The sequence below is a fragment of the Tenacibaculum amylolyticum genome (assembly GCF_964511145.1).
In the GTDB taxonomy this organism is placed as follows: Bacteria; Bacteroidota; Bacteroidia; order Flavobacteriales; family Flavobacteriaceae; genus Polaribacter; species Polaribacter amylolyticum.
This window is the reverse complement of the sequence record NZ_CAZEFZ010000004.1, coordinates 56,945-83,170: the sequence shown is the minus strand read 5'-3', so window position 1 is coordinate 83,170 and position 26,226 is coordinate 56,945. Positions and strand designations below refer to the sequence as shown.

Annotated in this window: 19 protein-coding genes; 10 read left to right on the top strand and 9 right to left on the bottom strand. The window is 30.7% G+C overall.

Annotation, left to right across the window (positions count from 1 at the left end):
* Window positions 1–136: 136 nt before the first annotated feature.
* The 3 genes from ACKTTC_RS01865 (at window position 137) to ACKTTC_RS01855 (ending at window position 3,543) form a co-directional block, all read left to right on the top strand.
* Window positions 137–376: a hypothetical protein gene (locus ACKTTC_RS01865; protein ID WP_408037749.1), complete on the top strand. Its 240-nt coding sequence runs from the start codon at window positions 137–139 to the stop codon at window positions 374–376.
* Window positions 377–627: 251 nt separating this feature from the next.
* Window positions 628–3,132 (top strand): T9SS type A sorting domain-containing protein, encoded by a 2,505-nt coding sequence (locus tag ACKTTC_RS01860; RefSeq protein WP_408037747.1) that lies wholly within the window; start codon window positions 628–630, stop codon window positions 3,130–3,132.
* A gap of 186 nt (window positions 3,133–3,318) precedes the next feature.
* Window positions 3,319–3,543: a hypothetical protein gene (locus tag ACKTTC_RS01855; RefSeq protein WP_408037745.1), complete on the top strand. Its 225-nt coding sequence runs from the start codon at window positions 3,319–3,321 to the stop codon at window positions 3,541–3,543.
* A 47-nt stretch (window positions 3,544–3,590) separates the two neighbouring features.
* Here ACKTTC_RS01855 and ACKTTC_RS01850 read toward each other — a convergent pair whose 3' ends face one another.
* Window positions 3,591–4,430 (bottom strand): sterol desaturase family protein, encoded by an 840-nt coding sequence (locus tag ACKTTC_RS01850; protein ID WP_408037743.1) that lies wholly within the window; start codon window positions 4,428–4,430, stop codon window positions 3,591–3,593.
* A gap of 71 nt (window positions 4,431–4,501) precedes the next feature.
* On the bottom strand, window positions 4,502–4,999 hold the full coding sequence (locus ACKTTC_RS01845; protein ID WP_408037741.1) for a YkgJ family cysteine cluster protein: 498 nt from the start codon (window positions 4,997–4,999) through the stop codon (window positions 4,502–4,504).
* Window positions 5,000–5,095: 96 nt separating this feature from the next.
* Here ACKTTC_RS01845 and argS point away from each other — a divergent pair, with 96 nt between their 5' ends.
* From argS to ACKTTC_RS01820, 5 genes are all read left to right on the top strand, one after another.
* Window positions 5,096–6,868 carry an arginine--tRNA ligase gene (gene argS / locus ACKTTC_RS01840; protein WP_408037739.1) on the top strand — a complete coding sequence of 591 codons (1,773 nt, stop codon included), beginning with the start codon at window positions 5,096–5,098 and terminating at the stop codon, window positions 6,866–6,868.
* 8 nt (window positions 6,869–6,876) lie between these two features.
* Window positions 6,877–7,461, top strand: a complete 585-nt coding sequence (locus ACKTTC_RS01835) for a hypothetical protein (protein WP_408037737.1) — start codon at window positions 6,877–6,879, stop codon at window positions 7,459–7,461.
* A gap of 37 nt (window positions 7,462–7,498) precedes the next feature.
* Window positions 7,499–8,887, top strand: coding sequence for a dihydrolipoyl dehydrogenase (lpdA, locus tag ACKTTC_RS01830; protein ID WP_408037735.1), 1,389 nt, complete (start codon window positions 7,499–7,501; stop codon window positions 8,885–8,887).
* A 188-nt stretch (window positions 8,888–9,075) separates the two neighbouring features.
* Window positions 9,076–9,675 (top strand): hypothetical protein, encoded by a 600-nt coding sequence (locus ACKTTC_RS01825; protein ID WP_408037733.1) that lies wholly within the window; start codon window positions 9,076–9,078, stop codon window positions 9,673–9,675.
* 86 nt (window positions 9,676–9,761) lie between these two features.
* Window positions 9,762–10,136: a LysM peptidoglycan-binding domain-containing protein gene (locus ACKTTC_RS01820; RefSeq protein WP_408037731.1), complete on the top strand. Its 375-nt coding sequence runs from the start codon at window positions 9,762–9,764 to the stop codon at window positions 10,134–10,136.
* Between the two features lie 91 nt (window positions 10,137–10,227).
* Here the strand turns inward: ACKTTC_RS01820 and ACKTTC_RS01815 are convergent, their stop codons facing one another.
* Window positions 10,228–10,419: a hypothetical protein gene (locus ACKTTC_RS01815; RefSeq protein ID WP_408037729.1), complete on the bottom strand. Its 192-nt coding sequence runs from the start codon at window positions 10,417–10,419 to the stop codon at window positions 10,228–10,230.
* Window positions 10,420–10,945: 526 nt separating this feature from the next.
* Window positions 10,946–11,821, bottom strand: a complete 876-nt coding sequence (locus tag ACKTTC_RS01810; RefSeq protein ID WP_408037727.1) for a DUF5694 domain-containing protein — start codon at window positions 11,819–11,821, stop codon at window positions 10,946–10,948.
* Between the two features lie 211 nt (window positions 11,822–12,032).
* Here ACKTTC_RS01810 and ACKTTC_RS01805 point away from each other — a divergent pair, with 211 nt between their 5' ends.
* Together ACKTTC_RS01805 and ACKTTC_RS01800 are read left to right on the top strand one after the other, a co-directional pair.
* A complete protein-coding gene (locus tag ACKTTC_RS01805) occupies window positions 12,033–13,076 on the top strand; it encodes a sensor histidine kinase (RefSeq protein ID WP_408037725.1) in 1,044 nt (347 codons plus the stop codon).
* Window positions 13,077–13,084: 8 nt separating this feature from the next.
* Window positions 13,085–13,792 carry a LytR/AlgR family response regulator transcription factor gene (locus ACKTTC_RS01800; RefSeq protein ID WP_408037723.1) on the top strand — a complete coding sequence of 236 codons (708 nt, stop codon included), beginning with the start codon at window positions 13,085–13,087 and terminating at the stop codon, window positions 13,790–13,792.
* 526 nt (window positions 13,793–14,318) lie between these two features.
* Here the strand turns inward: ACKTTC_RS01800 and ACKTTC_RS01795 are convergent.
* From ACKTTC_RS01795 to ACKTTC_RS01775, 5 genes are all read right to left on the bottom strand, one after another.
* Window positions 14,319–14,849: a hypothetical protein gene (locus tag ACKTTC_RS01795; protein ID WP_408037721.1), complete on the bottom strand. Its 531-nt coding sequence runs from the start codon at window positions 14,847–14,849 to the stop codon at window positions 14,319–14,321.
* A gap of 445 nt (window positions 14,850–15,294) precedes the next feature.
* Entirely contained in the window at window positions 15,295–15,852 is a 558-nt protein-coding gene (locus ACKTTC_RS01790) for an REP-associated tyrosine transposase (protein ID WP_408037719.1), read from the bottom strand.
* Between the two features lie 152 nt (window positions 15,853–16,004).
* Window positions 16,005–16,580, bottom strand: coding sequence for a hypothetical protein (locus ACKTTC_RS01785; RefSeq protein ID WP_408037717.1), 576 nt, complete (start codon window positions 16,578–16,580; stop codon window positions 16,005–16,007).
* Window positions 16,565–21,109 (bottom strand): RHS repeat-associated core domain-containing protein, encoded by a 4,545-nt coding sequence (locus ACKTTC_RS01780; RefSeq protein WP_408037715.1) that lies wholly within the window; start codon window positions 21,107–21,109, stop codon window positions 16,565–16,567. The genes ACKTTC_RS01785 and ACKTTC_RS01780 overlap by 16 nt, the downstream gene beginning before the upstream one ends.
* A gap of 2 nt (window positions 21,110–21,111) precedes the next feature.
* Window positions 21,112–26,151, bottom strand: coding sequence for a hypothetical protein (locus tag ACKTTC_RS01775; RefSeq protein ID WP_408037713.1), 5,040 nt, complete (start codon window positions 26,149–26,151; stop codon window positions 21,112–21,114).
* Window positions 26,152–26,226: the final 75 nt, after the last annotated feature.

Genomic DNA, 26,226 nt, shown 5'->3' with positions numbered 1-26,226 from the left:
ATTTTATGAAAGGTTACCCTCACTTTTAACTACTTTTTTATAGGATTTTATCGGCCTCAAAATAGTATTACTCCTAGTTATCTACCAACAAACTGATTATATCTTGCTTATAATTATTAATCATAAAATATAAATCATGTTAAAAGAAATTTTAAATGTAAATGGAGTTCAAAAATTATCTAATTCAGATCTAAAAAACATTTCAGGAAGTCAAAAGGGACGAACACCTACTAAGGAAGTTTACACTTGCTGGGATTCAAGTGGATCTTTTCAGTCATGTGTAGATCTTTCTGGTGGAGATATTACATGTGTATATACTGGAGGTATCGTAGTAGATGTTAATGCAGATAGCAGTAATTACTCTCACGATAGATAATAACAAACTATTTTAAAAAAGAAACGAGCTATAAAAGCTCGTTTTTTATGTTATTAAAATATCTTCCTCTGAAATAAATAGTACTACGCAAAATTTTAGAGTCAATTAGCAAAAAACATTAGACTTTAAATAACTCATTATAAACAAACAATATCAAATCATCTTATTTTTAACTATTATAACACCCTACTCATTTCATTTCTCAAAGAATCTTTTTTTAATTTTACCCACACAAACTATAATCCCCCATTATGAAAACTACTACTATAGTATTCATTACTTTTATTTGTATAAGTATATCATTTGCTTCAAAAAACTACAAATCCACTTTAAAGGAGAGTTATTTATTTAATCAGAATATTTACGTTTCTGAATTAGGGAATGATACTAATACTGGTACTATAAACCAACCTTTTAAAACTATCAAACATGCGATGTCTGTATTGCGACCTGGTGACACTCTTTTTTTAAGAGAAGGGACTTATTCTGCAGATCATGTTGATTGGTCTAATAAAGGTGGTAAATTCACTATAAAAAACTACAAAAACGAACATGTAGTAATAGACGGATCTGTAGCTGTTGAAGACTTAAGTAATTCTGATTGGGAATTACATAAAGATAATATTTACAAAATACAGTTAAATGATAGTATTAGTCAAGTATTTGTTGATAAAGAATGGATGGTATTGGCTCGTTGGCCTAATGCTAGATTCGATGATGAAACAATTTGGGATAGATCAACATCATGGTCTAAAGGAAATCCAAAACTTTCAAGCTCAGGAATTCAGTACGATAATCCTTCTGACGATCATGATTTAGCGAATTCTGGAATTAGTATGAAAGATGCTGTAGCTGTTCTATATACATGGGGAACCTCTGAACATATCGTTACCAGACATGAAATAGGAGATGACAATTTCTCTTATAGTAATCCTCCTTCTAATTACAGAGACTCTAGACATAACGCCTACTTTTTTGAGGGCAAACTTGATTTACTTGATAATGAAACAGAATGGTATTTTGACCCAACAGATCGTATGTTATACTTATGGGCTCCAGGAGGTGGAAAACCAAAACCAGGATCTGTTCGTTGCAGAACTAAAATAGGAACCCAAAGACACGCTGGTAAATCAAGCGTTTTTAAATTCTATCGATGTAAACACATTACAATAAAAGGTATTCATTTTTTTGCTACAAATATAGTAGCTGAACAATGTAATAATATTCTCATAGAAGATTGTAGTTTTAAATACACTGTATATAATAGACATACCTTGGGTAAATTACGCTGGGGCAATTACGACGATTTTTACTTTTTTAATAATAAAAATTTGGAAATAATAAATTGTGTTATAACACGTACTGGTGGTACAGCAATTAATATTAGAAAAGGTGGTGGACGAATTGAAAATTGTGAAATTAGTTATATCGGGAATAATTTATCTAATTTAAAAGGTACTTTAACAGCTTGGAATGCGGGTGGGTTTATTTATAGAAGAAATACAATACATACTTCTGGACCTCCTCAAGGTATCATTCCTTCTAATAATGCTATAATGGAGCTAAATGATTTATCAAATATGTCTCTTTTAGAACATGATGCAGCATATTTTGCTATGAGTCAAAACCATAGAAATGTAAAAATTCGTAATAACTGGGTTCACGATACGAAAAGAACATCACTTCGTTTTGATGGTCCTAAACATTACCTACCTCCTGCTCCAAAACAAAGAACAGGAACTGTACATAATAATGTTACGTTTAATCAACATCATAAAAGTTTATCTTACATGATTAAAGGCGATGAACGTATCGTTTTTAATAATATGTGTGAAGGAGCTATACAATTAGCCGATTATTCTAATAACCCAACAGAAAGCGGTATACATGCAAATAGCGTTGCTGCTAATAATGTTACTCCTGTAATTAATGCTAATAATTCTCAAAACGGACTTAATCAAGCTAGTGGTAGACATTATACAAACTGGGAAAGTAATAGGCTAAACAGAAACATGAAAGAACAAGTCTATGACTGGGAAAATAGAGATTTTAGACCACGTAGAGAATCAGATTTATACGATAAAGGAACTATTTTAGAAGGTTATACCACTACATACAAAGGTAAAGCACCAGACATCGGCCCTTATGAATTAGACGATGAAAATTATTGGATTCCTGGCCGTCAACTAGCTACAGCTTCAGCTCCAATTCCTAAAGATAAAGGTATAACCAACTACAAAATAGTTGATTTAATGTGGTTAAAAGCATATAAATCTTCAGAAAGTGATATATACTTTGGAGAGTCTAGATCTTCTGTAGAAAGTGCTACAAAAAACTCTGTCGAGTATAAAGGCACACAATCTAATAATATCTTTAATCCAGGTAAACTTGAAAAGGATAAAACTTATTACTGGAGAATAGATGCTATTGTTGGTGACAATGTTGTAAAAGGATACACATGGGAGTTTACAGCAGGTATCAGTACTATTAATAATATTACGGATCCTTCAGACCTCATTTCTCTTTATCCTAATCCTGCTAGCTCTTATATAAATTTAGATGTACGTGTTAATGATGTGTCATTAGATGTTTATTCTATCTTGGGTCAGAAATTCCTCTCTAAAAAAATACATACAACCAATGAAACTATTGACATAAGTAAATTTTCAACGGGCATATATTTATTTAAATTTCATCGTGAAGGAGAAATCATAAAAACCAGAAAAATAATTATTAATAATTTCCCTAAATCTTAAAACTAGATCTCATACATAAAATCAACAAAACAAAGATTAGAACCGAGTTAATCGATTTTTAGTTCATTTATTTTTCTAGTTATATACTTTATTCATTTAGAAACTATTATAAGCAATTCAGAAGTTTATTTATAGGGCATTCTGTCATTAGATTTACATTTAGTTTTACAATCAAAAAATAAAATTATGAACAAAAACATTTTAAATTTGGGGAAAGCTTTAAATAAAGCAGAACAAAAAACTATTAATGGAGGGATAAATATGCCTTGTTTTGAATGGTGTGCTTTAGATGTAGCTTCGCAAAGTATGTTTCCAAAACCTCTATTTTGTAATTGTAGGACAGGAAATAACGGAGGAACTGGGAATTCAAATACTGGCGGAGGAAATAACGGACCAGTTGATCCCGTATAATTTTTACTCTACTATAAATAAGAAACGAGCTATAAAAGCTCGTTTTTTTATTTCAATTCTTCCATATTCGTTGGTTTACGATATCCTTGAAAAGGCTGTTTTAATAATTCTTGTAAGCTAGAATTTTTTGCTTCATCTGGAAATGTATCTACACCGTATACAATTTTCTCCCTGTCTAACTCCATATAAGTTCCTAACAAACGATCCCAAATAGAAAAAATATTTCCATAGTTAGAATCTGTATAAGGTAATAAGTTATGATGATGTACTTTATGCATATCTGGAGAAACAAAAATAAAGCTTATAAGCTTATCCAGCTTTCGAGGCATTTTAATATTGGCATGTGTGAATTGTGTAAATATTAACGACATAGATTGATATAGCATGATTATTCCAATAGGAGTTCCAACTAAAAAAACTCCTAATAAAGTAAATGTAAAACGAATAACACTTTCTATAGGATGGTGTCTATTTGCAGTAGTTGTATCTACTTTATGATCTGAATGATGTACTAAATGCACCATCCATAAAGGCTTTACTTTATGTTCTACTAAATGTGCTAAATATGCGCCAAAAAAGTCTAAAAATAATACTCCTAATAATACGTATAACCATAAAGGCATTTCTGGAAGCCAGTTAATCAATCCAAAATTATTTGCTTGTACCCAATCGGCTGTTCTTAACAATAAAAATGCTAGTACAAAATTGATAATTACTGTAGTTGCTGTAAAAAATAAGTTCGGCCAAGCATGTTTCCATTTATTGTACTTAAATCCAAATAACGGAACAGAACCTTCTAATAACCAAAAAAAGGTTATTCCACCCACCAAAATCATACTTCTATGAGCCGACGGAATCGTCTCAAAGTAATTTATAATTGTTTCCATGTTAGTTTTTAAATGCTAGTAAGCAAAGTACTAAAAAAACAATGAAATAAAAAGATTTGTGTATAGAAACACTATGAAGGCAAGCGTCTTTTCAACTCTTCAACTATTCTATACGTAGCAGGACAAACTTCTGTATTCTTTATTGTCAAATTAGCCAGTTGAATAAACTTTTTTCTATTGGTATGCGGATATTCTGCACAAGCTTTTGGACGCACATCATAAATAAAGCAAGTATTATCGTTTTCATCTAAAAAAGGACATGGTGCAGTTTTCAACACATGAAAATCGTCTTCATCTATTCGTAAATACTGTGCTACAAAATCTGCCACTTTCATTTTCAAATGCTTGGCAATACGCTCTATATCTTTGTAGGTAAACATCGGACTTGTTGTTTTACAGCAATTTCCACATGTTAAGCAATCCGTTCTTTCAAACTCTTCTTCATGAATTTCCTGCATTAAAAGATCTAAACGTTTTGGCGTTCTTTTCTTCAATTTCTGAAAATACTTCTTATTTTCTTGTAGTTTATCTTTTGCTAATTTCGGTAAATTCTCCAAGTCTTTATCCATACTGCAAAACTACGGTAATAACTCTTTAAATCCGTTAGATAAACAAATAAATTTATGTAATTTTGTGGCTCTATTTTTTAAAGAAATTAGCATCCAATGAGCATACAATCGTTATTAGAAGCGAAGGTTAAAGAAGCATTCTTAAGTTTATACGAAACTGAGATTCCTTCAGTAGAATTTCAAGCAACAAGAAAAGATTTTGAAGGAGATATTACTATTGTAGTGTTTCCTTTGTTACGATATAAAAAAGGAAACCCTGTACAAATTGGTACTGATATAGGAGAATATTTAGTAAAACATATCGAAGAAGTATCGAATTTTAATGTTGTAAAAGGCTTTTTAAATCTTGTTATTTCAGATCAATTCTATACTCACTTTTTTAATACAATTGCCACCGATACATCTTACGGTTTTGTAACAACTACAGATGATGCTCGTATGGTTGAATATTCTTCACCAAATACAAATAAGCCTTTACATCTAGGACATGTTAGAAATGTCTTGCTAGGATACTCAGTTTCAGAAATTTTAAAAGCAGCTGGACACAAAGTATATAAAACACAGATTATTAACGATCGTGGAATCCATATTTGTAAGTCGATGTTGGCTTGGAAACGTTTTGGAAATGGAGAGACTCCTGAATCTACTGGATTAAAAGGAGATAAATTAGTAGGTAACTATTATGTAAAGTTCGATCAGGAATATAAAAAAGAGATTAGCGATTTAGTTGCTTCTGGTATTTCTGAAGACGATGCTAAAAAACAAGCACCTTTATTCTTAGAAGCACAAGAAATGCTTCGTAAATGGGAATCTGGTGATGACGAAACTGTTGCATTATGGAAAACAATGAATAGTTGGGTATATGACGGTTTTGATGTTACTTATAAAAACATAGGTGTTGATTTTGATAAATTATACTACGAAAGTGATACCTATTTACTTGGAAAAGATATTATTGAAGAAGGATTAAAAGATGGTGTTTTCTTCAAAAAAGAAGATGGTTCTGTTTGGTGTGATTTAACCGAAGACGGTTTAGATGAGAAGTTAGTTTTACGTTCCGATGGAACTGCTGTATATATGACACAAGATATTGGAACAGCTATCCAGCGTTCTAAAGATTTCCTTGATTTAAAAGGAATGGTATATACTGTGGGTAACGAACAAGATTATCACTTTAAAGTATTGTTCTTAATCTTAAAGAAATTAGGATATAACTGGGCTGATCAATTATATCATTTAAGTTACGGAATGGTAGATTTACCTTCTGGGAAAATGAAATCACGTGAAGGTACTGTAGTAGATGCCGATGATTTAATGGATGAAATGACGAATACAGCTCGTGAAATTTCGCAAGAATTAGGAAAGCTAGAAGGATATTCGAATGAAGAAAAAGAATCGTTATATAAAATTATTGGTTTAGGAGCTTTAAAATACTTCATTTTAAAAGTAGATCCTAAAAAACGAATCTTATTCGATCCGCAAGCTTCTGTAGATTTCCAAGGGAATACAGGTCCTTTTGTACAATATACCTATGCTAGAATTCAGTCTATTTTAAGAAAAGCTGATTTTGATTATTCTGCTACTATTACAGGTGTTGAATTACATGAAAAGGAAAAAGAATTAATTAAACAATTAGAGTTATATCCTGAAACAATTCAGCAAGCAGCAAAGAGTTACTCTCCTGCTGTTATTGCTAATTATACATACGACTTAGTTAAGGAATTCAATTCTTTTTATCAGAATGTATCTATCCTTGGAGAAGAAAATAAAGATAAAAAAGTTTTCAGAGTACAATTGTCTAAAAAAGTAGCAGATACTATTCAATCTGCTTTCCGTTTACTAGGAATTGATGTTCCTGAGAGAATGTAATTACCTTTATGAAGGAAATATTTTTAAAAAATACTATTAAATTAATTATTGGAGGTATTGCTATTGGACTACTTCATCAATATGATTTATTAATAGCCATATTATTAGGTTTAAAAATTATTCATTCTTTTTATAAGCGTGTAAAAACAAATTCGCTAAGTATCCTTTTTATTATAGGATTCATTTTAACTGGAATTATTGGTTTTACTTGCGAATATCTTGGTACTTCATATGGTTATTGGGAGTATCACGATGTACCTTATCAAACACCTAGATGGCTGTTTTTTGCTTGGGGAGCTGCTTTTATTTTAATCTATCAAATTGAAGCAATTCTATATCAAAAATTCCCTAATATGTCTAACAGAAATAAAAACCTATATATACTATTTATAGTAGCCTTCTTCCCTACTTTAGGTGAAATGGTTGCTATTAATTTAGGTACATGGACATATTATGTACCATACAAAATTTTTGGAGTACCTTTGGGGGCTATTGCAGCACTTATAATAATTCATGCAACTATAAATGTTTTTTTAGGTACTGTAGGAAAACAATTTGGAATTAAAGACATTGTCTATAATCCAATAACATAAATTATAAATAAACAACTAATAGATAAATACTAAAATTATGAAATACGATATTATAGTAATAGGTTCTGGTCCTGGTGGATATGTAACTGCTATTAGAGCTTCACAGTTAGGATTTAAAACTGCTGTAGTAGAGAAAGAAAGCTTAGGTGGTATTTGCTTAAACTGGGGATGTATTCCTACAAAAGCTTTATTAAAGTCGGCACAAGTGTACGATTACTTAAAGCATGTAGATGAGTACGGTTTAAAAGCTGAGGCTATAGATAAGGATTTTGATGCTGTAATTAAGCGTAGCCGTGGTGTTGCTGAAGGAATGAGCAAAGGTGTTCAATTCTTAATGAAGAAAAATAAGATTGATATTATTAACGGTTTTGGTAAAATTAAAACTGGTAAGAAAGTAGATGTTACTGCAGAAGATGGAACTGTAACTGAATATAGTGCAGATCATATTATTATTGCTACAGGAGCACGTTCTCGAGAATTACCTAACTTACCTCAAGATGGTAAAAAAGTAATTGGATATCGTCAAGCAATGACTTTACCTGAGCAACCAAAATCTATGATTGTTGTAGGTTCTGGAGCTATTGGTGTTGAGTTTGCACATTTTTATAATGCAATGGGAACAGAAGTAACTATTGTTGAATACTTACCAAACTTAGTTCCATTAGAAGATAAAGATGTTTCTAAGCAATTTGAGCGTTCTTTTAAGAAATCTGGAATTAAAGTTATGACAAACTCTGCTGTAGAGTCTGTAGATACTTCCAGAGCTGGTGTTAAAGCAACAGTTAAAACTAAAAAAGGTGAAGAAATTTTAGAAGCTGATGTTTTATTATCTGCTGTAGGAATTAAAACAAATATTGAAAATATTGGTTTAGAAGATGTTGGTATTGTTACAGATCGTGATAAGATTTTAGTGAACGATTGGTACCAAACGAATATTCCTGGATATTATGCTATTGGAGATGTTGTTCCTGGACCTGCTTTAGCGCACGTAGCTTCTGCAGAAGGAATTACTTGTGTTGAGAAAATTGCAGGATTACATACTGAAGCTATTGACTACGGAAACATTCCTGGTTGTACGTATGCTTCTCCTGAAATTGCTTCAGTTGGATTAACAGAAGAAAAAGCTAAAGAGCAAGGATATGATATTAAAGTAGGAAAATTCCCATTCTCTGCTTCTGGTAAAGCAAAAGCAGCAGGAACTCCTGAAGGTTTTGTAAAAGTAATTTTCGATGCAAAATATGGAGAGTGGTTAGGATGCCATATGATTGGTGCTGGAGTAACTGATATGATTGCTGAAGCTGTATTAGGTAGAAAATTAGAAACTACTGGTCATGAAGTATTAAAAGCAATACACCCTCACCCTACTATGAGTGAAGCGGTTATGGAAGCTGTTGCAGATGCTTATGATGAAGTAATTCATTTGTAAGATATAAAAACCATATACAATATGAGAAACCATCAATTTATTTGATGGTTTTTTTTATGACTTAAATTAAATATTACAGACAAAAAATTAACACTAAAAGTTTCAAATTCAAGCTCCTTATTCCCTTTTTTGGTATCATTCTTGATTCAAAATAGGCTTAACCAATAATAAATTTAAAACTACAAATTATGAAAAAAACTTTATTAAGTTTACTATTATTAGGAGCTACTATTAGTTCAACATTTGCTCAAGAAAAAGATAAAAGACAAGAAGTTGGGATTAACTTCTCATCTCTTAATTCATTTGGTTTTACTTACAAAACTGGAACTTCAAAAAATTTATGGCGCTTTAATGTTTTAGCTCTAAACTTGAACAACAATGATATTGAAACTGATGATGCTACTCGTGGTAATCAAAAGCAATTCAACATAGGAGCTCAAGTTAGTATTGGTAAGGAATTTAGAAAAGATATAACTAAAAACCTCGAATTTCGTTATGGATTTGATGTTTCCTTTGCTTACAGTTATATAAAATCTACTCGTGAAGCTACTCCAATATTTGAAGATGAAAGAACCCTCTATACTCCATCTTTGGCAGGAGTTATTGGAGTAAATTATGTTTTCAATGATCATTTAGCCTTTGGTGTAGAGTTATTACCAAGATTTAGCTACTCTACAGGTGATTTTAAAGAAACTAATGGTACTAATATAATTAATGGTGACATTTCGAATTATGGTTTTAGTTTAGGAAACAATTTAGCGCAACTATCTTTATCCTACAGATTTTAATATTTTATAAATCAGAACTTACAATAATAAAACCTCGCTAATTGCGAGGTTTTTTTTATATTTAAAACAAATAAAATTTTATTAAAATGAAAGCAAAATATCAAAGTGTTTTAAACCTAGGTGAACAATTAGAAATTCAAAACGGAGATGTAAAAGAAGAAAACGGTGTTTTACATATTTCGGGAACAGCAAAAAATCAGTACGAAAAAAACTTACTTTGGGATGAAATTAAAAAAGTAGGTGGCGAAAACCCAACTGATATTGTTGCTGATATTTCTGTTGAAGATACTTCTGTATTTGCAAATCACACTGTAAAGAGTGGAGAAACTTTGGGTAAAATAGCAAAACATTACTATGGAGATGCTATGAAATACAAAGAGATTTTTGAAGCAAATACCAATATCTTAAAATCTGCTGATCTAATTCATCCTGGACAAGAATTGGTAATTCCTAATCTATAAACATAACGTTTAAAACTACTTACTACTATATAAAAAACCTCGCAATTAGCGAGGTTTTCTTTTACATTATGATGTAGTTAAGTTTAATTTGTTAGTTTAAAACACATACTTTACCTCCCCATCCGAAAGGGCTGTAACGACAAGAAACATCTCCACGGCCAATACCTGGATATATATTCCAACAATCTGCATTGGTATTACATGGTGTTCCAAATCCACCGTTTACTTGCTTTTGTTCTTTTCTCGTAAGAGACGTTCCTAAGTTTTGAATGTTTTTTAACATAATGGTTGGTTTAAAAAATTTATTTGGTTATTATTAATTATTGAATTTATAAAGAGTATCATTATAAAATTCATTGTTAATACATGACTAATTACCTCTAGCTTTTGAATTTAGGTCTAAGTTTACTATTACAACCTTCAATTCTATTACTATAAGCATTTTATCAATCCCTCTTGTTATGTTTAATTGTATTTTCTTGAGGGACATTCTAAAATCTTGAATAATTTTTAATATTATTCAGCTTTTTTGATTATTTATTTGGTTTATCTAAAAAAAGACCTTCTAAAATTATCAATATAATATCAATTTTAAAAAGCTAAAAAAACTATTAATTACATATTAAAGGTTATTTATCTTTATTCAAGCTACAAAATTCTACATACTAGATAATAATTACTTATAAAAAGTAATCAGATAATTAAAAATTACTAATTATTATATTTCCTGTATTTTCTTACTCATAAAAAACTCACCTTAAACGGTGAGTTTCTATTATAAAAGAAATAACTTAAACTTAACCGTTTTACTATTTTTTTAATAATTCTTCAAAAGTTTTAAAATCAAAGTCTACTGATGCTTCTGCTAAAAAATTTAAAATTGGTAAATGTCCAGCTCCAATTAATACAAACACTCTATCTTTTCCAGGAGCTGTAATATTTAATATATTCTGAAATATACGTAAGTTTCTACTGTACCACCATATTGCATTATCTGCTCCATAGTAATCATTTTTTACTCCTTCACCCATTTTAAACTCTCCAATTAAATAGTGTCCATGATTATGACTAATTACATCTGGATTATTCATTACTTTAAAATAATCTATCAATGAAATCTGAGTTTTAAGTTTATCTCCTTTTTCATACAGACTAAAATACGTGTCGTTCACATTCATTTCTCTTTGTAAGCGAGTAGCTCCTGCCTTTTTCATGAAGTATCCTTTTTTCTTCTTTTCAGCTTCTTCGCTTAAATCATTTTTAAAACTTCTTGCAGGTGCATCTACCGCATATAATTTTTTATGATCTAGCAATTTTCCTAACCTAAAACCTATCTGGTAAATCTCATTTGACTTTAATTTAAAATTCCCTTTTAAATAAGCCTTATATAAAGAATCTAATTTGCCTTGCTTTGCCGCATTCCATTCTACAGCAATTTTGGTTGGCGCAAACTTTTTAAGTTCTTTAATTAATTCTTTTAACTCTGCTTGTTTTTCTTTTGAAAATATGTTGATATCATACTTTGGCTTATATGAATCTAATCCAGGATTTGCGAAGTGAAACGTTCCTAAAATTAATAACTCAGATGATTTTATATTTTTAAAATGTTCATCTATCTCTGCTTTTTGTCCCCATATCATTTGACTAAATAATACCATAACTAATAAAAAAGATCTTGCTCCCATAATTTTTATATTTTTTGATTTAGATACTTCAAAAGTATCCGTATCTCTTCATCTTACACTTCAAATTACAGCAACACTATATTTCTTATTACCAATCTCTACTTCTACTCCATCAAACTTTTTGTTGTGTCGTTTTACCTGTTCGTCATAAAAAACACAGACTAAATCCTAAAGCATAAATGAAATTTGTGTAAATGCCTACATTTGGAATATGGAATTAAAAAACACTTTTAAATATCATTTTATACTAGGGTTCATTATCGTTGTAATGGATGTTTTCAGTAGTTATGTTACTGGTGGATATGATAATTTTATAAAACATATTGTTCCTGTTGGTATTCTTTATAAAGTAACTTTTTATACTACGTTTTTTAGTGTATATGCTATAAATTTCAGTATCATTTGTCCAAAAACACTTGGAAAAAAGCATCTTATCTATTTTATTCTTGGAGAGCTTTCTTTGTTTTTCATTTTTCCAGCTATTCGCTATTTTATTGAAGAAGTAATCGTTTACTCTATTGGAGGTTTTCATAATTACTCAGAAAAAAGCAGAGCCTTTTGGTATTATATTTTTGATAATTCCTATTATAGTTTAAAAGTAATTCTCTTTAGTACGTTTATCTATTTATTGTTTATTTTTCTAAGAAATAAGAATAAAATTTACCAATTAGAACTAGAACATCAAAAAGCAGAATTAGATGCTTTAAAAACGCAACTAGAGCCTCATTTTTTATTCAACACCCTAAATGTCTTTTATTCTGAATTAGCAGAAACACAACCAAAGACTGCAAAAGGAATCTATAAACTATCTGAATTATTACGTTATTTAACATATGATGCTCAAAAAGATTTTATGCCAGTACAAAAGGAAATAAAATTTATTAAAGATTATGTTTACTTTTATGAAAAGCGTTTTGAAAATAACTTATTCTTACACCTATCTATAACAGGAAATTTAAATACTAAACAACAAATACCTTCTTTAATGTTAATTCACTTTGTTGAAAATATTTTTAAACACGGTGTTGTAAATGACGAAAGTTTTCCTGCAGTTTTAAAAATTGAGATTACAGATAAAATGCTTGAATTACACACCAAAAATAAAATTTCTAATGTGAAGAATTATAGTAGTAAAGGTATTGGTAGGGTAAATCTTAAAAAGCGACTTCAATTGTTGTTCGATACAAACTATACATTCACACATACCGAAACTAATAATATTTATACAACCTATTTACAAATTCCCTTAACTTAGTTTTACTTATGGAATATTTACGCTGTTTAATTGTTGATGATGAAGCTCCTGCTATTCGATTATTAGAATCTTACATTAAAAAAGTTCCTTTTTTAACGTTAGTAGCTGCTACAACAAATCCTATTGAAGCTTTAGGGATTTTAGAAAAAGAAACTATCGATGTGCTTTTTTTAGATATTCAAATGCCTACTATTACCGGTATTCAATTATCGAAAATTATAAAGGATAAAGTTCATATTATTTTCACAACAGCTTATCCTCAATTTGCAATAGAAAGCTATGAGCTAAACGCTATAGATTATCTGTTAAAGCCTTTTGAATTTGAACGTTTTTATACTGCTATTTTAAAAATAAAATCGAAAGACAATAAAGAGGTTTTAGTTGCACAAGATGATTTTATTTTTATTAAAACAGACGGAAAAAACAATTTTGAAAAAGTACATACCAAAGATATTATATACATCGAAAGTTTAAAGAATTATGTAGCCATACATCTAAGCAATAAAGAAATTATTACCTATAGTACTTTAAAACATTTTGAAAATGAATTGTCTTCTAAACAGTTTGTAAAAATTCATAAATCATATATTGTTGCAATACAACATATTGTAAAAACAGATTCTTTAACGGTGTATTTATCTAACAATAAAAATTTGCCTATTGGTGATACTTACAAGAAACATTTTTTTGAGATTATCAATAAAATGATGTTGTAAATAGTATTATTTTCTTTTTTATAAGTCTATTAGTCAATAAAGAGATCACTTCGGCGTTCCTCCTCGTAATGACGTGCATTATTTCCATCTTGAGCGAAGTAAAAAAACGGTATAAAAACCACTTCATTACAAATTGAATAAAATGTAGTAATGTAATCTTTTTTAGTAAATAGGTTGCTTTTTGTTCCCTTCGAGTAACCTCAGGGAACACTTAGGGTCACATTACTTTTTTTCTTGTCATTCTAAATGGTTATTTGAGTACAATCGAAAGTAATGGAGAATTTTTTACGGAACAAAACATACTTAGACAAGTTTTTTGGTTACAATAGTTTTGCTTACATAATATCATAATCTTACAAGGGACTGAAGTCCCTTGGTTTTATTCGTATTTATAATTTCAAGTAGTATAGATTAAATTATAACCTTTTAAGCTACATAAGAAAAGAGAACTCTAATGAGTTCCCTTTTCGATAAAAAACACAAAGCCAAATACTCTGTTGAAATACAACGGCTCTTACTTGTTATATTACTTTTGTTCCATGACTACATAGAAAAAGGCTATTCCTACTGGCGATCCTGCAGCTACAAATCCTGAAGAAACAATTTCTGCTGAAATTCCGTTTGGAAACTTTTTTCTTAGCTTACTAATAGCGTCAGAAATGGCAACATTAATATCAGATGAATTGTATGCATATCCTGTTACTTGATTATCACTATTTGCTGCACTAGCTAATAACTCCGTTTTTGCAGCTGGAGCAATATCTTCCATAATATCTCTAATAGGAATTCTTTCTGTTCCTTTTGCTGTTTGGAATTGTACATAATCTAAATCAGTAGCATATGGTACTGTTTTGTGTACTGTGTATGGAAAATATCCAATTACAGCACAAGGTTCCCCTACCACCATATAAATTGGTGGATAAATAGTTGCCATAGATGCCTGAATGTGAATTTTACAATAGCCATCTTCATGTCCTTTAGCAACAATAGTTACATTACTATCATTTCCTATTCGGTATGCAAATACCTGCTCTGGATACAAAACTTGTGAGTTCATAATTATAGTGAGTTAAATTTGGTTACTTTTTATTTCGGGGGTATTGAGAAAATGAAGTAACTGATAATTTCTATCTATTTCTTCTTATAAATACTTGATTTATTTGCTACTGTAAAGTTGCTGATTTTATACATGAGAGTTTTAAAAAAGGTATTATTCGTATAATTTTCACTTTTTAACGATAAATTTTGCAGTACAAACGTAAAACGGCATCATTATTGTTAACATATATTTAACTAAAACTACTACTATGCAATTATCAATTACTAATTTGATAGGTTGACGGGGAAAATGTTATGAACAAATGAAAAAAGATTAAGAAACTAAAAAACCGAAACAGTATTGTTTCGGTTTTTTTATTGGTATTTAGTCTATGAACTCATTTAAACTTTTAAATCGATAGCGCGGATTTGTAATCCATGCGATACTATTGTTTATAAATGAATTACAGTAATATATTTACATCTACAACAATATCCAATTCATTATCTAAATCTGCATAGTTTCTTGCTGAGCTGAATATATAATCTTCTGCAAATTTTACTACCTTATCTTTTACTGGATTGTTATGAATATAATTTATTTTCTCTTTTAAAAATGAATTAGAAAATAGTATTTCTGCATGATATCCGTCTTGCCATACTTTGTACTCTTGATTTCTTTTTAAATTTTTACACGATTCTTTAAAGTAATGTAACATCCATTCCCTTCTACTTTCTGGTTGCTCTTTTATAGTTTTGATTATCTGTTTTGAAGTATATTTTTTTAAGTCTCTTATAATATCCGACAACTTATATCCTTCTTCTGCTCTGCATACCATATGTAAATGACTATGCATTAAACAGTATGCATAAATTTCTAATCCTTTTTCTTTTTGACAGTAATCTAATGATTTAATAATGACATATTTTTGATTGAGTCTTGTAAAGATATCAACCCAACCTACTGTTGTTATCGTTATAAAGTAACATTGATTGTCTTTAACTTTATATTTTGTAGACATGTATTATAGCAATTTTTATTAAGATAATTAAAACACTACAAAAAAGATAGCTCGGAAATGATTTCCGAGCTATCTTTTTGTTTTCTGTATTTCTTTTTAATTATTATCCACGGCACGGATTACAAATCCGCGCTCTATCGGGTTGGCGACTATCAAAGACTACAATAAATCACACTGGGTTCTTGATTATCTATAACTGTATTTTCTATAATTTTATTTCCTTGGACTTTGAAAGATGGATTATCCCAATCTTTATTAAAAATAAATTCATCACTAAAATTCAATGTATAAAAGTTAAATTCATTTAAGTCATTAAAATAAAACAACTTTGAATCCTTTGATAAACTTCTAATTGAGAAAGTGAATTCTTTAGATAAAATCAATATATCATAAAAGTTTGATGCTAATCCTGTTGAGTTTTCCTTTACAGAAATAGCAATAAAAAACTCTTGTTGATTATTAAATATTTTTACTACTTCTATATTATCATTTAACATACCACTTTTAATCCAAACATTAATAGAATCCTGAATTTTACTTGGTATTAAGCCTATATTAAAATCATATTGAGTTGATTTGTAATTAATAGAATCAGTTAAAACTTGAATACACTTTTTTTCTTCCTTAATAAGTAATTGAGAAACTTCGGTTGTTTTATTTGACTTTTTACAACCAATAATGCTTAATACCACGAAAACAACTATTAACTTATTTATCGACCATTCCATCTTGTACTTCCATTTGCTGTTTGCCATTGACTTGTTAATCGCATAAAAGTAGTTCCTCCAAATGCAGCTGTAGATTCATACTTATATTGCCAATTATGTTTTGATTTATGATTTCCGAGATTCCATAAATCATGTGCTTTATCTGTAAATTTAAATCCTGTTAAATAATAACTTTTATGGGCTTTCCAGTTCTTTAGACTAAAGTCTTTCCCATGCCAAAAATACCCACCATTAGAGAAATCTCCTCCATAATATCCTTCAATTAAACCTTTATAAGCATTATTTACCTGTGCTTTATTAGCATATATACTATTAATTTTATCTCTTTCATCATAACCATAAATTCCTCCTCCAGAAGCAACATCTAATACTGTTGTTCCATCAGAATTTGCTCTGTTCTCCATAACAGAATATATTCCTGCTGCTTCTTGCCATGACATTTTTGCACTGCCTTCCGCAAATAAAGTTCCTGCTATTGCGTCAAAATCAGATACAGATAAATTTAAAGGAGTGAAATCTTGAAGTTGCGCAAAATAATAACCTATATCGAAACTTTTCCAAGATTTCATTAAGCTATTAAAATCTTTTTGTGATATAGAAACTACTTGCTCAATTCCATCATTTACTTTGTGTCGTTCACCTGTTTCTTTGATAATAAAATCTGTAAAGAACTTTCCACCATCAGGGTCTGTTCCATTCATCGGATTATTTCCCATACCAAGATATGGACTTGAGAACTGTCCATACGGATCAGTAGTCAACCATCTACCCAATCGTGCATCCCATAAACGTAGTTGAAACGCTTCCTTTCCAGTTTCGGAGTCTTTTTCCTGTCCTTGGTAGGCATATCTATACGGCTCACCATTTATAATCTGTCGGTTAGGCATTGGCATCCCAAAAGGATAGTAATCTGTCGCCTGCAGCGCAATTGCATTACTTCCTTGTTTCGCTATGACTACACGAACATTTCCTAAATGGTCTGTTAATTGATAAACGCTCGTATTCGTCGTTTTATTATAAACACCTAGTCTATTCGCTCCGTAGATAGGTAGTTCTTTTTGTACACCATCTTCATAAATAGCTAATGCGCTACCTGATGTATCTAAAATATAATCTGTTATTTTTTGTGGTGTTTGTCCATCACTTTGATAGGTAATTTTTCTGGTTCTAAAGTTTTTATCATTATATATAAACTCTACCTTTTTATTACCATTATACCTCACCGCAGTAACTAATCCGCTCGCATTATATTCATACCCTACATGTTCATCAATATTTTCAGTTAATTGACCTATTTCGTTATAAATATAATTATTTCCTTGTGCATTTCCTACTTGATCTTTAATATCATTGGCATGAGTATCAGAAATTACAGCATCGTCTACACGTTTTAATTGGTTTGGTTTATTCGCATAATATTCATAACGTAACTGATCCATACTATTGGTATCATCTCCATTTATTCTTTCAGTATTTTTATTTCTAAATAACTTTTTGATGTTTCCATTTGCATCGTATTCTAAATTGGTTACATCATAATCTCCAGCCCCATATAACATATTTGTAGAGCTTTCTACAATTTTAGCAGAAAACGTTCTACTGTTTGCTGCTGTTACATGAAATCCTGGTTGAAAAATAATACTAGTAGTAGCAGTAATTTGCTGTGTTGTATTAATTCCTGTATTCAAAGTTACATTCTCTGGGGCATTATGTTGTTGATTCCCCATCCCATTAAACAGCGCTGATGTTAACCAATTATTCTTATCATAGGTATACCTATATTGCAAAGTACCTTTATTTCCACCAGCATCTGTATTCCAAGTCATACTCTTAATATTCCCATTATACTGGTCTGTTCCATCTGAATATTGTGTAAAATTAGAATTACGTAGATAATCATTGGTATAATAATCTAAAGTCATTCCAAATAAATCCGTACCATTTGGATTGATTTCAGGATCATTTGCTAAACTTGGATGGTTAATTGCTTTTAACTGCCCATTTAAATTATACACATAATCTATATCTTGGATCCCCTCCGCCAAAGTTGTTTGTCTTAATGCTCCGCTCTCATAATAGTCGTATTCTGCATGTATCATAAATGTAGAGTTATCAGTAGACGTTTCAACTTTCAACAATTCGTTAGTATCTACATCATACGAATATCGGTGTACGAATAATTCTCCAGGTACATTTTTTTGGAAAATTACTTTAGTTACCTGACTGCTTATTGGATCATATTCATAATCAATAGTAACAGTTTTATATCCATTACCCGTAATTTCTTTTATTTTTTGTACAATCCAAACTATCCTTCCATACACATCGTAGCTGTAATATGTTATCGAAATTTCTTTTTTAGGTGTAGCATTATCTAAATTATAAGTTTTGGCTACATTTCCTGATAAAAAAGAGGGGTTTCCATAGTCACCATTTATATTTGATAAATAAGTTAAATCTTCATTTTCTAAATAGTCATATTTTGTAAAATGTTGTTCTTTTCTATTCCCAACAAAATTAACTTCATCAGGATCTAAATCTTCAAAATTTGTAAATCTGTCTCCTATCCCTCCTGATTCAATATAACATACCCCACTTTCAACAGGTCTTCCTAATTCATCGTAATTTGTGTACGAATAAGATTCTGAGAAAAACAAGTTTTCATATTTATATGCTTGTTTAGTATTTTGAGAAAAACGAATTTGGCCATCTTTACGATATTTAAAGGTTGCCGTTCCTTCATCTGGGCTAGTAGTCATTATCAATTGTCCTAATGTATCATAGGTGAACGTAGATTTTAAATTTTCATTATGATTTACAGTCGCAGATAAGTTGTCCAAACAAGCATCATTAAAACCTAAGGGCTGCATAGATTTTGTCAATCGTCCAACATCATCATATTCATTTAAACTAAAATCATAATAATTTACATTGTAACGAATTCCCACTGCATTATTTTCTACAGGATGAATTGTTCCTGCTGACTTATCGATGTACGTCAAGTTAGATGCTTTTGTAAATGTTCGAGTTCCTATATATTCAATTCTATAAAACCCTGCATTTTGTAATTCAGTAGCAGCTACAACTTCTTCTGTTTTTAAATCATATATTCTATAATCAGTTGCGCTAGTTAATAATGTAGCTGTATTTTCACATCCTATAGGAATATGAATATCAATAAACTTTTGCTCTCCAATAAGTGATAATACTTCATATTGTTTAGTACCTCCAGACCTAGCAGCTCCAATTGTTTTACCATCAGCATCGGTAAATGTTACTACTTCAACATTATCTACACTTTGCGAAACTGATTTTATAGCTTTTAACCAAGCTATTTGCTTAGTTGTATCATTTATTATTGTTGAAGAAATATTATCATAAGTTACTGCAATTTCTGGTTGTGATTCAAAAGAAGCATAACCTAAAACATAATAAGGTTCTTGAGCAGCAAGCATTGAGAAACTATATCCTTGTTTCCATTCATCATTCATTTTATTACCTCCAACAACTTGTTTAACAGCTCCAGGTGATAAATCGCTATAAATATTTTTAGAATATGGGCGATTGGTAATGTCACGCAATTTTTCATCTGTATATTGTGCACTATAATAGTTACCTAAAGTTAAAGCTTGTGTTCCAACTACAGCAGGATCTACTTGATCATTTTCATAATCTGAAGCGATAAAATCAGAACCATCTACTTTCTTTATAAAATTGGTATTATACTCAAAAGACACCTGACTTATTTCATTCGTAATAGGTGCTCCTAGTGTGCTCAATCTAGGACGACCTTTATTATCATAGCGTGTTTCTGTTGCCCAAATACGTTTCTTTCTTATATCATAAGACTGCGACTGCTTTACTTTACCCAAATCATCAAAATACCCTTTTGAAGCTCCTATTAATCGTCCATCTCTATCATAAGTATAACTTTTTGTCCAGTTATATACCTGATCGCTTACAGCATCTTTACAACCATTATTAGTAGTACTAGCTTCATTAGGACAAAAATCTAAATTATTAGCAACAAAGCCTACTGGTTGCGTTGTGGCGTAGTTTATAGGTGCATTAAAGTCTCCAAAACCATCTCCATCAGTATCTGTATAATAAGCTATAAGATTAGCATTTCCTGTTTGACGAATTCCAAAATGAGCAACAGTTCGATCATTAGCATCAGTAAAGTAAATCAATGCTACTCTTTCATGTGGTGTATTGTTTTCAATTACATTAATTTGAAAACTACCTGATATACTATTACTATTAGGTATTGTAATCCAATCAACTTCATTAACAGCTCTTAATACAGTACAATTTCCATTAGTTATAGTTGTGAATGTTATATTCTGTGCAGCATAATTTATTGTTTTAGATCCTACTAGTGGTTGATTATTTTCATGAATAGTAAGACTACAATTTCCTCCATCTAATGGAATAACTCCTCCATCTGGACTAGATATTGATTGTCCAAAAACAACACTATAAAAGCTACTTAATAAAACAACTACTATTAATCCTATTTTCTTTTTCATAATTATTGGTTATTTCGTTTGTAATTATAAGAATTTGTAGCAATTCTCTTAAAACCTCCTGTCCCATCACCATCAACTTTATCGGTATATTCGGTTTGTGTTTCAAGAAGTTTACCAGCAGGATCGTATTTATAATGGGTAGATAACCCATTACCTCCTGTAATATAACTTACTTCATCCCATTCATTATACACATAGCTCACCATATTGGAAGCTATAGGATGTAACCTAAAGTCATCTACATAAATTGTCCCTGAAATACTTGTAACAGCTACGCTAGCTCCTCCTTGAGGAATAGTAACATATCCATTTAATAAGACCCAATTCCCTGCATATACTTTCTCTGAGTTATTGAATGAAATTTGATTCTGGTTTAAGAGAATTTTAGCATTATCTTCTCCTCCTTTTTTCACCCAAACTGAAACTTTAAAACGCTGTTTCAAAGAAGTGTTTCTCCCTGCTCTACTAGGAACATTCACTTCAAATGATTTCTTATTTTGCTCAATCTGAATACTAAATTTTCCTGTATGTGCAAATGACGTATTCCTTCCTAATGCTGTTCCTGACATAACATTGCCTTCAAAGTAATTATGGCTATTCTCTATATACTCTGCACCACTATAATACATATCATCGTAGGCTGCATTAGCTGAAGCTATAATTTTCGTATAGTTATCTCCCATTTTTGTAGCAGCAAAATTATCATTAACATCTTTTATTTCTAATACTTCTGAAAATTGATTATAGCGAGTGGTCTCACTAACTAATTCCCAATCAGTATTATTAGCATTATTATTAAAATCAAAATTGGAGAAACTGATATAAGTACCATCAGAATTAGACTGACCGTTCCAAACATATGTTTGGTGTTTTCTCCAAACATCATTAGAACTTTCCGTAGTCGAATTATTAAATGGATATATCCAATTATTATTCCATGTCGTCACATTAGCTCCTACTACTTTCCAATCACCATTTTTTTGAACATAATTAATATCTCCAGCAGACTGAGATAACATATTTTTATTATTAATATTATCGACTTTAGATCCCATTCCCGAATATTCTCTAAAAGCTTGAATTCCTCTAGTTCTAAATTTAGTTCCATCACTTGAATAAGAATACGTTTCTCTCGCCTGCCCCGTAATTGGATCAAAATCATTAAACTCTGATGTATAACTTTCTCCTCCAGAAACTTGTTTAGAATTATTGAGCATCGCAGGGTATATAATACGTGTGGAACCTACTGCTAAATTTGTTACACTTTTATCTTTTTTGGTTACCTTTTTATATGTTTGATAAGATTCTTGCGTTATTCCAATGTTCTCTGGAGTTCCTTCTAAACCATAATAATCATTATCAATTCTACTTAGTAATTGGTCTTTTTCATTAAATGTTTTAACATGTAATAATTGTCCAAGTGTAGCTAGGTTATCTTTAATTGTAAACTTTCTTAATTGTGTTGAAGAGTTTGTGGTACCATAAACTTCCTCTGTTACTATTTCATAAAAGTCTCCAAACCTAGCCTCTCCTTCTGTTTTTTCTTTTAAAACATTAAATCTGTATTCAGTTGTAGTTCCATATTGCTCTCTAGTTGACTCGACTTCTCCCTCTGTAGTACTTGTAGTTGTTGTAACATATTCATACATAGGAATCGGAGGTGGAAGTTCAGAACTATAAGGTAAATCTTTTGCTAATTCTGGTGCATAAGGTAAATATGTTACATAACCTACACCGTTTCCATTCTCACCGTAAGAATAATCCATGCTGTAATACCTATTATTCTCATCTACTGTTGAAACTCTTTTAACTCTTATTCCTCCATTCGTTATTGAATTTTTAATTTCATATTCAACCGAGGCTGTTGTTCTAGAATAATTACATGTCCAAGACTGTACAGGTACATCACCTCCAGCATAATAACTAGTAACTGTTCCATTTAATGTACCGTAAAACTTATTGTTTCCTAAACTTTGTGTAATGGTCCCCTTTCCATCATATTCAGACTCTCCAACACTATCTACGCCACATTGTGGTCCTCCACAATCTTGATCTTCATACATACACTCATAGAAATACTTCACATCTACCTCATCTCCTACTTGTAAACCAAAATCACTTTCAGAATCCACTGTAAATCCTACTGGAATTCCATTTTGGTCATAGTCCATTGTTACTTTATTTTTCTTTCCTGCTCTTGTGTAAATCACATTAGATTTCATAACAGGATCTATAACATGATTTTCATAATCAACTTTAATTTTACCACCTGTTGGAGTGATAATTTCTTCTAAAGACCAAAGACTATTATCATTACGGTAATAACCAAAATCATCTTTATCATCAATTTCAAAACTATATGAAGAATTATTATAATCAAAAGTATATGGAGGTATTACCGATGTTTCATTTTTACCTTTGAAATGAACTGCATTAAGGGTTAACCTACCACCTGCATCACTATTAGGCGTACCTCTTACTAAACTATAATTATCATTATCGAACTCAATAGAGCTTATAATTTCTCCTTCTAAAGAAGAAAAATTATCTGAGTTATCAATTACATTGTTAAGGTTATTAATAGTAGCAGAATAACGTTTTCCTCCTATTCTTGGATAACTTACTTCAATTACTTGACCTACCGAAGAACTTGTACTTTTGATAATGTTATCATTTTCTCTTTCTACTAATACTATTTTATCCAGTTTCAAAGGAAATTGAGAAGGCATCGTAAATGAATTATATACATACGAATTTGCACTTGACGCATAGTCATACTGAAAATTAATAGATTTACCATCTTTTCTAGGTGATTTGACAAAAATAGCCGAATGAGTTCTCGTTAAAACCCTATCTAAATAATATTGATCTTTTCTTCCTCTAATCCAAGTTTTAATTTCATTATTATTTGGGTTTGTAGTAATATTCTTTCCATAAGAATTACTCCAAATAAATCCATCTGAGTATTTTCCATACTCAAAATCTACCCAATACCCATAGTCTCCAACATTAACTATACCATCACCATTCTTATCTACATAATCTGGACCTGTAACAGCTGTTAATAACCAATGAGTAGCATATGGCTCCATTTGCCTTTTTTCAAAATATGATTCGTTTTCTTTTCTAGGAGTTGAAGTTCCATAATTTGTATTCATTCCATAAGTCCTTTGAACTATCTCATGATTATAAACAGGCAATGAATAATGATATGTTTTACCATCAATTGCTGTTATCTTAAAAGCACCAATTCCTGAGCTAGGCATTTTTTCTCTTTCAAAGCCATTAACACTAGGTTTTATATATCCTTCACTAAGCAACCTATTTTCTTCTTCTAAAATCTCTTTATTAGTGTAATACTCAATATAGTTTGCTGTTTTCCTTCTATTTATATTTTCTGATTTACTCCCTTCTTGTGTTGTAGGATTGTAGGAAGTACCTGTTAAAGTATTTAAAATACTTGAGTTATAAGAAAAGTTAGCTTGAGGTGTTTCTAAATAGGTAGAAATTTCATTTTCAAAATAGAAAAATGCTTTTTTAGTAAATTTAAATTGAGATGCAACATTTTGTGCTCCATTTACTAAGTAATCTAATTTACTACCATCTGAAGATTCTTGGCCAGAAATACTAAATAATGCTTTATTTTCAAAAACTCTAGCTGTAATTGCACCAGAAATACCTTGAGCTTGAACATTAAATTTGTCATAGTTTGGAAAGTTTGGATTAGCTAAAAGAGTTTCTTCTTTTTCTACAAAATCACCTGAACTCACTGGTAATTCTAAAACATCCATATACGATTCATTAGGTTCTAGCTCGTTGATTTCACACTGACAATCGTAAGCATTGTCATTTCCACCTTGATCTGCATAATCTAGAGCTGCCTGACGATTGGTAGTTGTAAGTGTACCACATGATACATTTTGATCGTCATGATCCACACCATAACATGAAACTTTATACACAGGAATATCAGAAGTTCCGTCATAAAAATGGATTGGGCCATCTATATAATTTCTTATAAAATTATCTCTATAAAACTTGAACTCTGTTTTACCAAAAGAAAATGTTAAAAAACCTAAACCAACAGGCACAAAAAGAGGAATACTCCATCCACTTGTAGTAGTTGTATAATCACCCATTTTTGAAGTATTCTGAAAACCAAGGTTAAAACCTGTTCCACTTTTGAACCTTCCACTTTTAACTCCAATTCCTATTCCAGATGAAGAGAAAGAAATGTCTAAAGAGCTTATAGATCCTGATTTTGACTTACTGCCTACACTAAACCCAAAAGTCCCATTTGTAGAAATATTAAATCCTGTTCCATTTTTATCAAAACTAACCCCAGCTGTTCCTTCTACATTACCATTAGTATTAGCATTTACCCCGAATGATAACCCAGATATATTAATTCCGATACCAGCTGTTCCAACAACACCACCATTTGTACTTGCATTAACTCCTAGTGATACACCAAAAACATTTGCTCCTAGTCCAACTCCTAATCCTTCGGTACCTACGTTTAACCTAGCTCCTGCAACATTTAAACTAACTTGGCCTCCTAAACTTTTATGGCTTCCCCAAGATAAGCCTAACCCTACAGATGTTACTCCATTTGACCATCCTACAGACGCACTATATTCAGTAATTGTTTGGGTTTTATCCCAAAAATGCTCAGTAGTAAGTGCTGAACTATAATCATCAGGTGCTCCGTTTACATTTCTATTTATAGATCCTGGGTTTAAATTCCATCCTAGCCCAATTATACTAGACTCTTGATCCATAGCAATCCCTGCATGATATGCTAATGCTAATGGATAGCCTCCTTCAGGACTTGGTACATTTAGCAAAGGCAAAACATAAGTAAAACTTCCTGTGGATAAGTTTACCATATCGGTAGCATCTACTGGTTCAAATGATGCTGCTTCTGGCGCATTTGGCCCGTTATTATTTGCATATAATGCATTATATGGCACAATTGTATTTAGAAAATTCAGTAATAGAAAAATAGCAATTGTTTTTCTGGTTAAGTGGTTCTTTATCATACTATATTATTTTCACTTATTATTCTTATTTATATAGGCTATTTCAATTTCCTTTCTACTCTACTCAGGAATAAC

Excerpts from the sequence above, each read along its gene's own strand:
- ACKTTC_RS01865 (WP_408037749.1), top strand. The coding sequence starts at position 137 with ATGTTAAAAGAAATTTTAAATGTAAATGGAGTTCAAAAATTATCTAAT.
- ACKTTC_RS01800 (WP_408037723.1), top strand. The coding sequence starts at position 13,085 with ATGGAATATTTACGCTGTTTAATTGTTGATGATGAAGCTCCTGCTATT.
- ACKTTC_RS01785 (WP_408037717.1), bottom strand. The coding sequence starts at position 16,580 with ATGGAATGGTCGATAAATAAGTTAATAGTTGTTTTCGTGGTATTAAGC.
- ACKTTC_RS01780 (WP_408037715.1), bottom strand. The coding sequence starts at position 21,109 with ATGAAAAAGAAAATAGGATTAATAGTAGTTGTTTTATTAAGTAGCTTT.
- ACKTTC_RS01805 (WP_408037725.1), top strand. The coding sequence starts at position 12,033 with ATGGAATTAAAAAACACTTTTAAATATCATTTTATACTAGGGTTCATT.
- ACKTTC_RS01855 (WP_408037745.1), top strand. The coding sequence starts at position 3,319 with ATGAACAAAAACATTTTAAATTTGGGGAAAGCTTTAAATAAAGCAGAA.
- ACKTTC_RS01775 (WP_408037713.1), bottom strand. The coding sequence starts at position 26,151 with ATGATAAAGAACCACTTAACCAGAAAAACAATTGCTATTTTTCTATTA.
- ACKTTC_RS01815 (WP_408037729.1), bottom strand. The coding sequence starts at position 10,419 with ATGTTAAAAAACATTCAAAACTTAGGAACGTCTCTTACGAGAAAAGAA.
- ACKTTC_RS01820 (WP_408037731.1), top strand. The coding sequence starts at position 9,762 with ATGAAAGCAAAATATCAAAGTGTTTTAAACCTAGGTGAACAATTAGAA.
- ACKTTC_RS01825 (WP_408037733.1), top strand. The coding sequence starts at position 9,076 with ATGAAAAAAACTTTATTAAGTTTACTATTATTAGGAGCTACTATTAGT.
- ACKTTC_RS01835 (WP_408037737.1), top strand. The coding sequence starts at position 6,877 with ATGAAGGAAATATTTTTAAAAAATACTATTAAATTAATTATTGGAGGT.
- ACKTTC_RS01810 (WP_408037727.1), bottom strand. The coding sequence starts at position 11,821 with ATGGGAGCAAGATCTTTTTTATTAGTTATGGTATTATTTAGTCAAATG.
- ACKTTC_RS01845 (WP_408037741.1), bottom strand. The coding sequence starts at position 4,999 with ATGGATAAAGACTTGGAGAATTTACCGAAATTAGCAAAAGATAAACTA.
- ACKTTC_RS01860 (WP_408037747.1), top strand. The coding sequence starts at position 628 with ATGAAAACTACTACTATAGTATTCATTACTTTTATTTGTATAAGTATA.
- ACKTTC_RS01790 (WP_408037719.1), bottom strand. The coding sequence starts at position 15,852 with ATGTCTACAAAATATAAAGTTAAAGACAATCAATGTTACTTTATAACG.
- argS (WP_408037739.1), top strand. The coding sequence starts at position 5,096 with ATGAGCATACAATCGTTATTAGAAGCGAAGGTTAAAGAAGCATTCTTA.
- ACKTTC_RS01795 (WP_408037721.1), bottom strand. The coding sequence starts at position 14,849 with ATGAACTCACAAGTTTTGTATCCAGAGCAGGTATTTGCATACCGAATA.
- lpdA (WP_408037735.1), top strand. The coding sequence starts at position 7,499 with ATGAAATACGATATTATAGTAATAGGTTCTGGTCCTGGTGGATATGTA.
- ACKTTC_RS01850 (WP_408037743.1), bottom strand. The coding sequence starts at position 4,430 with ATGGAAACAATTATAAATTACTTTGAGACGATTCCGTCGGCTCATAGA.